Source organism: Dolichospermum sp. UHCC 0352 (assembly GCF_009711925.1).
Taxonomy (GTDB): Bacteria; Cyanobacteriota; Cyanobacteriia; order Cyanobacteriales; family Nostocaceae; genus Dolichospermum; species Dolichospermum lemmermannii.
Window position 1 is genome coordinate 1 of sequence record NZ_VIKY01000110.1, and the last position, 10736, is coordinate 10736.

The window sequence follows — 10736 nt, forward strand, 5'->3', positions numbered from 1 at the left end:
GGGACGCTTCGCGAACGCTATCGCTCTACTAATCCCTAGTAATGGTTGAGTGAGATGATGTGAACAGATACTGTACTTACTAATTTAAACCTACAAAATCTAAATACTTATTTCTTCGTAATTTAAAATTATTTTAATGACAATATTTTCAAATTCTTTATTAATTTCTGCAATTTTTGGTAAATCCTTCTCTGGCAATTTTCTAAACTTATGAACTATTAAACTTCTAACAGCGTACAAAGCTAAAGCCAAGCTATCTTTTTTCTCACTATTAAATGCTACAAGTAAGTCATTACAATAAAGAAGTAGATTGGTTTTAGTATTTCCATCAAAATGTTTTTCTAAAGTAGCTATTAATTTAGATATTCTTTCTTTTTCACTAGAAATAGATGCTATTGATTCCTTAAGTTCATATATATTTTTATCTGTATTGTTCTGGAAATTATTGATTATATCTGAAAAACTTTTTTCAAAAATTATCTCTATAATTAGTTCAATTACTTGGTAAAGAAGATAAAACCGAACCAAAGGATGTTCCTCTGTTTTTAACAAACTTTTGAAAAGTCTATGTAGATAAACTTCTCCTTGTAAATAGGATGAATTTCTCTGAAGTATCAATCTAGTATCACCAGGAGATTGAAAATTAGCTCTACTATTAATTTCTTTAAAATTATCAATAGGTTGACAGTAGTAATAACTATATGAATATAAAGAAGTAAGGTAATTATCAATATGAAAATTATCAAGTTTTTGAATTTGAGTATTAGATAAAACTAATATTATTATATCATCTCCGTAAAATTCTGTTAATCTATAACTGTCTATAGTTTGGAGATATGGAGTAAAAGTTTCGTACTGTTCTCGATTTATTAGTAATTTGAGAAATGCAACATACGCATATTTTAAAAAATGAGAATTACTTACATATTTATGTTCATTAGATACAAGAGATTGAATAGGAAACATCCAACCAACTCTCTCATTAATGTCTTTTTCATAAGCCTGAAAAATGTTATTTTCACTATTTAAAATCCATGACTTAAATATGAACAATGAGTAATCTTCAGGTTTATAATCATTGTATGCAGTTAAAACATAATCAATATAGACCTTAGTGCCACTTGAATCAGAAAGCTCAAAGTGATATTCATCATCATTAAAAGTTGATGTAACTTCTGTTAACAAATATGTTGTATTTGAAACTTCATCTATAATTTTGAGAGACATATAAAAACTTTACTCATTTAATTTGTATCTTTTGTAACTAGATTCTATTGATTCATCTATTAATAAAAATGAGTCACTTGCAGAGCTAAATAATTCTCTAAACAAGTAATAAAAATACATTCTTTGAGAGTTGCCTATTTTTTTGGCAGTTTTACTGATTTCATCTAATTTTCTAATTAACTCGTCAAGAAAGTTGTAGTCATCTTTGCTAGGTTTAATATCTGCAATACCTCTATTTATATCATCAAATGAATTAATGAGATTTTTATCTTTCAAAAAACCTACGGCAGCACCAAAACCTGTCATTACTTGTGATTTAGAAAATATTTTATCTACGCTAGAACCAAACGGCTTACCCGATAATATAATTTCTTCATTATTAAAATTCCAATCACCTGCTAATTCATGTATTTTTTTAACCAAATTATTATATGTTATGAGGTAATTTTGAAATAGATCATTATCTTGATTTTCTAGAGCAAGCTTTTCTAAACTTTTTATACTTTCAAGCAAGTCTCTTCTATCCAAACTAGACTCGTCCCTAAGAATATAAGAAGTGAAACCATCTATTACATCATTAAATCTGTATTCGCCAATTTGATGCGGAGTTTCTTCCTCAACTTCTCTAAGTAATCTTATTCCTCCAGGAATATTTTCATCGAGATAATTTGAATAAAGTATTTCTATTTGATGCCTCACCGACATAGGTGATTGACCCGTATTAAGTGTCAGCATTCTGTACAATATACCTATTTTGTTAAGACCTAAATAAATTTCAAATCTTAACTTATGATCATAAAAATTTCTTTTATTTTCATCATTTTCAAAGTCCAACTCTTTTTCTACATCGAGTAAAGTGTATGTTCTTTGTAATCCATCAATAATGATTAATTTATTTTTATGGTTATTTATATAATTGAGAGATTCATTATCATCTTCATAATTAATTTCTATATTTTCATTACCGAGTGCTAAAACTAGGGGAGGTATAGTACATCCTACTTTCAAATCTTTCTTGAGTAGGTTATATATTGACGAATATGATCTTAATCTTTTTCTTTGTAAAGGATTATTTTGAAGAATAATTTTAGCTATTTCTAAATATTCAGAAATAGAAATTTCTGTCAGAATATTGTATGCTTTTATTCTCTTATCGAAGATTTGAGAAAGTATTTTCATGAAAATTAACAGCAATAAATTTTATAGTCTTATAATAGTCTTAAATTAATGGATCAAGACAAAACTAAATGTAAAGAAAAATAAAGTAAAATTCTTTACCATATACTCAACCGCAAATGTACACTCTAAAAATATAAGATATTGCGTACATCTGCGGTTAAAAATCCTTAATGCACCAACTCAATAGCCCCCCATCCAATCAAACATTCAAATGGGGGTAATAGCTCTTAATGCACCAACACGATCACAGCGAACTGCTTGCAGCAGCGCTTCGCTATCGCCCTAAACATCCCTAGTAACGCTTGAGTGAGATAACGTAAACAGATACAGGGTAAGGTTTTCAGACTGCGAACTGCTTGCAGCAGTGCTTCGCTATCGCTCCACTAATCCCCAGCAATGGTTGAGTGAGATAATGTGAACAGATACAGGGTTTTTGGGTTGTAATAAGTGCGTTATTAATGGTGGGTATTGTTGGGTTTTCTTGTGTCAACCTAACCTACTTGCTAGATGAGCAGTATCAAAAGTAAATTTATTTTGCAAAATTAACTATCAGTAATTATAATTAAATTTATTATGTTTTCTTAAAAACAAGAAATCAACGAGCATGAAAAAATTTTTTTGTTCTGTTTTCATTGTAGTGCTACTATGTAGTTGCAAAGGCTCTGGTAAACTTGCAGGTCAGGTAACAAAAGTTGTAGTAGCAGGTGTAGCTAGTGCTGTAAGTGAATCTTTGGTAAAAACTGGAAGTGAAGCTATTGCTAAGTCATTTAGTAACCAAAACAAACTATCAAAGCAACAGGCTTTATGGAAAGCAGCTAATGAGATAAATAAGTTTACACCAGTACAAATAGATCAAGAAACCATGCTGAATAACGTTGGTGTAGAGGGTGATAAATTAGTTTATAACTATCAATTGATTAACTATTCATCTTTTCAATTAGATGGATCAAAATTTGCTTATGCTCTGTTGCCAAATGTGCAAAATTCTCTCTGTAGCACTCCAGAGACAAAACTTGCTTTGCAAAAAGGCGTATCATTTGCCTTTTGTTATTTCGGTAATGATAGTAGATTTATAACCAAGTTTATTATAGATCCAGCAGACTGTGGTTATTAAATTAGTATGTCTATCAGCTAGACACAGCCTTCTGAATGAAGTAGTTTTTATTCTTCGGGATAAAGTAACCAATATTCTTCAATAGATATTTTCCTATAATCTTCTGGATCATTATCTCTGAAAAATAAATCCAACGCTTTTTCAGTAATTTTCCCACTTTCTACTGGTTTTACTAAAACCTTATCTTGATAGTAGCCGATTATCATAACATGAAGAAGTAGGTTTTGAAGTACGGTGTCTCCCAACCTAAATTTTTGACCAGACTCAATAAGATCAGGGATTGTACCAAGTCTAAATAAAACGTGGGGATCTTGGTTTTTATTTACTGGAGCTAATGGTAGTGGTAAATATACATCTATCATGTTTTTATTCCTGTGAACTCTGTATATTTACATATTAACTACTATTTATTAATTTAGCTATATAGAATTAAAAATTTCCAGATATGTTCTTAATCCACCACTATAAAGAAGTTCTGTTATTGGAACTGAAGTTCTATCATTTTCTAAATAAATCATATTTGTTGGTAAGAAACCAGCAAATACAAGATTAAAGTCTGCTTGGTCATCCCTTATCGGTTCGGTAATTAAAACACAGGCTAATACAGCATTATTTTGTAGTTCGTCTTTGCTGATAAACCATCTCGCAGTATCAATTCTACTGCTATGAGTTGCCTTTACTTGAATGCCTATATTTGAATTATAGGTAATCAAATCAACTTTACCATCTCCACCAGGTAATACATTATAATTGACTGACCTAACTAAATCACCCAAGCAGCTTTTTACAACTTCTTCACCTAACTTACCTTTCATTGTATTGATAAAAATTAGTTTGGGATCTTCATTTCTATATTTAGCAACCATTTTCCAGCAAAAATCACGTACTTCGTCCCGTTTCTTACCATAAATTTTAGTGATTTCGCTGTGCCTTCCTTCTGTAGGACAATAAAGCAACTCATTAGATTTTAATCTGTTAATGAAATCAGATTGTAAAAATTTTAAGGGTATTGTCCAATCTAATTGGGATAGATTATTAATTGGTGCATTAATCAGTATTGTTCCTTGAAGGTTAGCACCAATTAGATTGGCATCTTTCAAGTCTGCTCCTTCTAAATTGGCATTGGATAAATTAGCATTGGATAAATTAGCTAATATTAGCTTTGCATTAGTTAGGTTAGAATCACTTAAATTACTGTATGAAAGATTTACTAAACTTAAATCTGCCATTTCTAAATTAACATTAGTTAAATTTGCACCTGTTAAATTAGTTATTATGTTATCAGGATCATAATCATAACATAAACTCTTGAGAATAGCACCACTTAAGTCAGCATTTTTTAAATTTGCACCAGCCAAATTAGCACCGCTAAGGTTAGCACATCTTAAATTTGCATTTTCCAAATTGCTATTTTCTAAATTAGCCCAACTCAGATTAGCACATTTTAAGTTAGCTCCTATTAGATTAGCATCTATTAAATTAGAATTCCATAAATAAGCACCAGTTAAATTTACAGCTACTAAATTAGCAGATATTAAGTTAGTACCACTAAGATGAGCATTTGTTAAGTTAGTGTTATTTAAGTTTGCATGATTTAGGTGAGCAGAATCTAAATTAGCAGCAACTAAATTTGCCTGACTCAGATCAGCATAATTCAATTTAGCACTAAATAAATTGCTTTGAATCAGAACTGATCCATGTAGTTTAGCGTGATTAAGTTTAGCAAAACTGAGATTAGCAAAAATGCAATTTGTGTTAGTCATATCAGCTTCAATAAGATTTGCACAACGCAAATTTGCATTCATCAGATTTGCATCTCGCAATTTAGCTTTAATAAGATTTGCACGGCGTAATTTAGCGTTGTTAAAATCTCTATTTCCTGATGCGTAACTTTTTATAAGTTCGTATTCGTTCATATTTTTAATAATTGACTTTAATTGTTTCCATCCTAACAATAAAATTTTTAACATTCCCCACCCAAGTAAAAACTTAGATGGGGTATAGCATTATCTTAATGCACCAACTCAATAGCCCGCTTAGTCAACGCTTCCGCAGTCAAACCATTAAAAGCCATCAACTCACCCGCACTAGCGGTAGTTTCCCCACGCTTCCAGGCAAAAGAATCACGCTGAGAATTACTGCGTAACATGATAGGTTCTAACATCGCCGCAGCCCCACCTGTCACACCAATTAAGGCATCTCCACCAAACAATTGCTCAAAATCGGCATCACTTAAAAAACCGTTATCTGGTTCAGAACAAGTATCCCAAGCAGTATCATGAGGACGATATAAACGACGAGGATTGATAATAGAAACAATCTTCACACCAATACCTTCAGTTTCTAAAAAAGCCGCCGCTTCAAACACAGGAATTAAAGTCAAATCGCCAATGACAGCAAATACAACAGTCTTGCCACCAGCCACTTCATGTAATAACACCGCACCATCAATTAAGCCTTTTTCAGTTTGGGCAAAGGTGCTACGAATTGGCAAAGGAGACTTACTAGCAGTAATGACAATGCCCTTATTTTTTGTTTGCAAAGCCCAGTCATAACAGACTTGAATACTGTTAGCATCTGGGGGAAATAATGGGAAGACATTTCCGGTTCTCATCAAAGAAGCAAAATAGGCTTCAATTTCTGGTCTTTGGTGAGTCCAACCGTTGCGTCCTTGTTCTAAAGCCCCCGCTGTAAATAATGTAATTGTTGAGGGTGTTTTGCGGCGTAATTCTGCCATTGCTTGGGTGACAGTTTGCCAAATTGGTAAACCATTGATAGCAAAAGATTCATAAGAACACCATAAAGTTCTCGCCCCCATTAAGGATAAACCAGCCGCTAAACCAGCACAAGCATCTTCGCTCAAAGGTTCGTAAACTTGCCCAGATGGGGCTTGATGATAGGTGTCATCGGTAGTGGGGTGAATGATTTTTAATGCCTCATTAATATTACCAATTCCTGAAGCAGCGTTACCATCGGCGTTAGTCACGAGGAAATTTTTATCTTTATTTCCTACTACTCCCACCAGCTTACCCATGACAGTTGTAGAAACTTGGGGAACTGCGCCAACTTGATATTCTACTAATGGTAATTCGCCAATTTCTGCTAAGGGTAATTCAAATTCTGTGACTACAGTTTTCGCAGCCGGACCACCTCCAGCCCGTTCCGCATTTGTCCGCACAATTTGCCATGCTGGGGCTGATAATGCCCGTTTTTGTAAGGCGCTGACGATATGGGGCGCGGTTAAAGTATCTTGAGGATAGAGGTTGTGGGATTTTGCCCCTAAAGCGTGAACCCCTGCCCCTTTGAGTTGTTTGATAATAAATACCGTCAATTTACCGCCGAGTGCTGAACGGGCAGCTTTATCCATGCCTACTAATACCGCTTTGGTAAATTCTAGGCGTTTCTCAAAGGAAAATGCGGTACTATCAACATATTCACCGGCTTGATTTTGGTCGTCAAAATCTTTAGCATTGACTAATACGACTTCGGCAAAACCGTTACCTTTCCAGAATGCAATCATCTCTGCGTTAGTTTTCAAAGATACCATGCTGTGGTGTTCTTGGCTGTAACCGTTCCACACTAATATGGGCAAGAAGTTGGTAACAGTGGGGTAAGCGGTGTTAAAATGTGCCATTGCACTCATGATATAGGGTTCACCCAGTCCCCCGTCTCCCAGGGTGAAGGGGAAGAGTTTATCACGGTGCAACAGGGCTGCGGCCATAGCGAAATGTTGTCCTTGTCCCAGGGGGCCAGCCGGTGCGAGAATGCCGGGAATGTAGCCGGATAGGTGTCCTAATAATCCATGCTTTTCTCGAAAGCGATCGCCCAATTGTTGTACTGTAGAAATGCCCATGTCTTCTAAGGAACGGTCTAAGAACATGGCGCTATAGAAACCAGGGGCGTGATGTCCCACTTCAGTGATAATGTTTTTATGTCCCAGCATGACCAAAGCTGCATAAGCTTCCGCTTGACTGGCAAAACCGCCGGGATGTCCAGAAGCCTTACTAGCACTGATGTGTAGTGTGAGGTAGCGCAGGGCATCAGCGGCCAGTAAGGTTTGATATACTGCATTTGGATCTGTTGGGGATGCGATCGCCCTCTTGCCCGATTCTATCACGGGAGTTGCCCCATAAGTTTCAAAATCTGGCAATGCTTCCCCAAAATATTGTATCCCTTCACAAAAATTTGGAACTGCGGAAGCTGCCTTTGTCGTAATTACTGTCATGTTGAGTACCTGAATAAAATCGGAAAAACTTGAGTTTCTGGTTTAATGTAACCAAGATTTTACATCTTTGAGGATCTAATAGTTAATTGCTTTTTCGCAATATCACCATAAGTAGGTTAAATACTCATCTCACATGATTACTTGTTTTTCCTTTCATGTCATTAAATCAGTATACGTAGGGGTTTAGCAGTGCTAAACCCCTACACATCTAGTTTTTTTGATAATCTTGTGAAAATTCAAATCTCAAGGGTTTATAGTTGAAGTTGAGTTATTGTGTAATTAATTGTGTAATCAAAATAGGAGAAAATTATGCAACTACTACCAGGACCAAAAGTATCAGCTACTATTCAAGTTTTAAACTGGATATTCAGACCCATGAGTTATTTGACAGAATGTGCCAAGACTTATGGTGATTTATTCACTTTAAAATTGCAAAGTAATTTACCACCAATGTTATTTGTTCATTCTCCTGAAGCAATGCAGCAGGTGTTAAGTAATGATCAAAAAGACTTGGAAGCACCAGGAGATTTAAACAGTATTTTTCAATATTTACTGGGCAAAAATTCTGTCATTAGTCTTAGTGGTAAAGCACATCAACGTCAACGTCAATTAATTATGCCTCCTTTTCACGGGGAAAGAATGCGAACTTATGCAGAATTAATTGAGAATATTACCACAAAAGTTTTTAATCAACAACCAAAAAATCAATCTTTTAATATTAGGAACATTACCCAAGATATCACTCTTCAGGTAATGATGGAAGCTGTTTTTGGCATTTATGAAGGAGAACGAGCAGAAAAACTTAAACATTTACTTTGTGAAATTTTAGAACAGGGTAGCAGTCCTTGGAGAGTTGCTTTTCTCTATCTTCCCAAATTGAAAGAAATCATAGGAATTTCTGAAATTTGGAAAAGACAAATGAAGAAACAGGAAAAAGCTGATCAACTCATTTATCAGGAAATTCAAGAAAGAAGAGAAAATTTTGATCCTAATCGCACAGATATTCTTAATTTACTTATGTCTGCTCAAGATGAAAACGGTCAACCTATGACTGATGCAGAATTAAGAGATGAATTGATGACTTTATTAGTCGCAGGTCATGAAACTACAGCCACAGCTATTTCTTGGGCTTTTTACTGGATTCATAAACTCCCGGAAGTTCGAGAAAAGCTATTAGTCAAATTGGATAGTTTAGGAGAAAATCCTGATTCTAATACTATCTTTAAATTGCCATATTTAACTGCTGTCTGTAATGAAACATTAAGGATTTATCCCATAGCAATGCTAACTTTTCCCAGAAAAGTAAAAACACCTATTTCTCTTTGTGGTTATCAACTTGAAGCAGGTACAATTATTATGGGTTCAATTTATTTAACTCATCAACGGGAAGATATTTATCCTCAACCTGAAAAATTCAACCCAGAACGCTTTTTAGAAAAACAGTTTTCTCCCTATGAATTTCTACCTTTTGGTGGTGGTGCAAGACGTTGTATCGGTTTAGCATTTGCCCAAATGGAAATGAAATTAATATTAGCTAAAGTTCTGAAAATATGGTCAATGAAATTAGTGAATACCGATGAAATTAAACCACAAAGACGGGGTTTAGTTACAGGTCCAAATGGTCCCATAAATTTAGAAATTCAGAATCTTCGTCAACCAGAATCTGTAAATTTAGAAACAGTCACAGTTTAACAGCAATAATTTCTCAAACAAGATCCCTGATTTATTGAATAAATTGGGGATCTATAGTAATCCTAAATAAGACGTATTTGTATAACCTGCCGTAAACATACATCTCTTCCTTCTCTACCTCTGCGCTCTCTGTGCCTCTGTGGTTCGTTCTCCGACAACAACTCAAATAGGATGGCTATATTATTGTAACTAATCTCCACTAAAATTTTACCTAATTTACTTGCAATTTGCCGTAAATATTAATAATATAAAAAAGCCAGGTTTCTATGTCATAAGAGATATGCAAGAATACGACGTTATCATCATCGGTGCTGGACACAACGGTTTAGTTTGTGCAGCTTATTTACTCAAAGCAGGTTATAGCGTCCTTCTACTAGAAAAACGTCCTGTTCCCGGTGGTGCAGCCACAACAGAAGAATGTATCCCAGACAAAGCACCAGGTTTTAAATTTAACTTGTGTGCCATTGACCATGAATTTATTCATTTGGGTCCAGTAGTAGAAGAATTAGAACTGACAAAATATGGCTTAGAATATCTAGATTGTGACCCAGTTGTATTTTGTCCTCACCCCGACGGTAAATATTTTTTAGCTCATAAATCCTTAGAAAAGACCTGTGCAGAAATTGCTCGTTATAATGAAAGAGATGCTAAAAAATATGCCGAGTTTACAAATTATTGGCAACGGGCAATTAACGCCATGATTCCCATGTTTAATGCCCCACCCAAATCAATTATAGATATTTTTGGTAACTACAATCTGCAACAAGTTAAAGATTTATTTTCTGTAGTTGGTTCTCCCGCCAAAAGTTTTGATTTTGTGCGAACAATGTTAAACAGCGCCGAAGATATTCTTAATGAATGGTTTGATGAAGAATTTCTCAAAGCCCCCCTATCTAGATTAGCATCAGAATTAGGTGCGCCACCTTCTCAAAAAAATCTGGCAATTGGGGTGATGATGATGGCTATGCGTCATAATCCTGGAATGGCTAGACCTCGCGGCGGTACAGGTGCATTGGTGCAAGCTTTGGTGAAATTAGTTAAGAGTAAAGGTGGGGTAATTCTCACAGACCAGCACGTAGAAAAGATTTTAATTGATGATGGTAAAGCGGTAGGAGTTAGGGTAGCAGGTGGTAAAGAATATCGAGCAAAACAGGGAGTAATTTCTAATATTGATGCTCAAAGATTATTCTTACAAATGACAGAAAAAAGTGATATTGATGCCGTTGATCCTGATTTGTGGGAAAGGTTAGAACGACGGATTATCAATAACAATGAAACCATTCTGAAAATAGATTTAGC

8 protein-coding genes are annotated in these 10736 nt (G+C 34.6%); 3 read left to right on the forward strand and 5 right to left on the reverse strand.

All coding sequences use genetic code 11. From position 1 onward, the window contains the following. Positions 1-99 precede the first annotated feature (99 nt). Positions 100-1227, reverse strand: a complete 1128-nt coding sequence (locus FJR06_RS07155) for a hypothetical protein (RefSeq protein WP_015079775.1) — start codon at positions 1225-1227, stop codon at positions 100-102. A 9-nt stretch (positions 1228-1236) separates the two neighbouring features. After that, positions 1237-2406 (reverse strand): hypothetical protein, encoded by a 1170-nt coding sequence (locus tag FJR06_RS07160; RefSeq protein ID WP_015079774.1) that lies wholly within the window; start codon positions 2404-2406, stop codon positions 1237-1239. Between the two features lie 604 nt (positions 2407-3010). Here FJR06_RS07160 and FJR06_RS07165 point away from each other — a divergent pair. After that, the gene (locus tag FJR06_RS07165; RefSeq protein ID WP_015079772.1) at positions 3011-3520 is read left to right on the forward strand and encodes a hypothetical protein; all 510 of its coding nucleotides are present in this window, start codon (positions 3011-3013) and stop codon (positions 3518-3520) included. A 47-nt stretch (positions 3521-3567) separates the two neighbouring features. Here the strand turns inward: FJR06_RS07165 and FJR06_RS07170 are convergent, their stop codons facing one another. The 3 genes from FJR06_RS07170 to FJR06_RS07180 form a co-directional block, all read right to left on the reverse strand. Continuing rightward, on the reverse strand, positions 3568-3882 hold the full coding sequence (locus FJR06_RS07170; protein ID WP_015079771.1) for a hypothetical protein: 315 nt from the start codon (positions 3880-3882) through the stop codon (positions 3568-3570). Between the two features lie 57 nt (positions 3883-3939). Next, positions 3940-5436, reverse strand: a complete 1497-nt coding sequence (locus FJR06_RS07175; protein ID WP_200863846.1) for a pentapeptide repeat-containing protein — start codon at positions 5434-5436, stop codon at positions 3940-3942. Positions 5437-5531: 95 nt separating this feature from the next. Continuing rightward, positions 5532-7745 (reverse strand): phosphoketolase, encoded by a 2214-nt coding sequence (locus FJR06_RS07180; RefSeq protein ID WP_168651128.1) that lies wholly within the window; start codon positions 7743-7745, stop codon positions 5532-5534. Positions 7746-8054: 309 nt separating this feature from the next. Here FJR06_RS07180 and FJR06_RS07185 point away from each other — a divergent pair, with 309 nt between their 5' ends. Further along, positions 8055-9437 (forward strand): cytochrome P450, encoded by a 1383-nt coding sequence (locus FJR06_RS07185; protein ID WP_015079768.1) that lies wholly within the window; start codon positions 8055-8057, stop codon positions 9435-9437. 280 nt (positions 9438-9717) lie between these two features. Further along, on the forward strand, positions 9718-10736 hold a 1019-nt coding region (locus FJR06_RS07190; RefSeq protein WP_168651129.1), incomplete at its 3' end, for an NAD(P)/FAD-dependent oxidoreductase.

What these genes read in the sequence shown, in the direction of transcription:
- FJR06_RS07155 (WP_015079775.1), bottom strand. Translation starts at nt 1,227, where the DNA reads ATGTCTCTCAAAATTATAGATGAAGTTTCAAATACAACATATTTGTTA.
- FJR06_RS07160 (WP_015079774.1), bottom strand. Translation starts at nt 2,406, where the DNA reads ATGAAAATACTTTCTCAAATCTTCGATAAGAGAATAAAAGCATACAAT.
- FJR06_RS07165 (WP_015079772.1), top strand. Translation starts at nt 3,011, where the DNA reads ATGAAAAAATTTTTTTGTTCTGTTTTCATTGTAGTGCTACTATGTAGT.
- FJR06_RS07170 (WP_015079771.1), bottom strand. Translation starts at nt 3,882, where the DNA reads ATGATAGATGTATATTTACCACTACCATTAGCTCCAGTAAATAAAAAC.
- FJR06_RS07175 (WP_200863846.1), bottom strand. Translation starts at nt 5,436, where the DNA reads ATGAACGAATACGAACTTATAAAAAGTTACGCATCAGGAAATAGAGAT.
- FJR06_RS07180 (WP_168651128.1), bottom strand. Translation starts at nt 7,745, where the DNA reads ATGACAGTAATTACGACAAAGGCAGCTTCCGCAGTTCCAAATTTTTGT.
- FJR06_RS07185 (WP_015079768.1), top strand. Translation starts at nt 8,055, where the DNA reads ATGCAACTACTACCAGGACCAAAAGTATCAGCTACTATTCAAGTTTTA.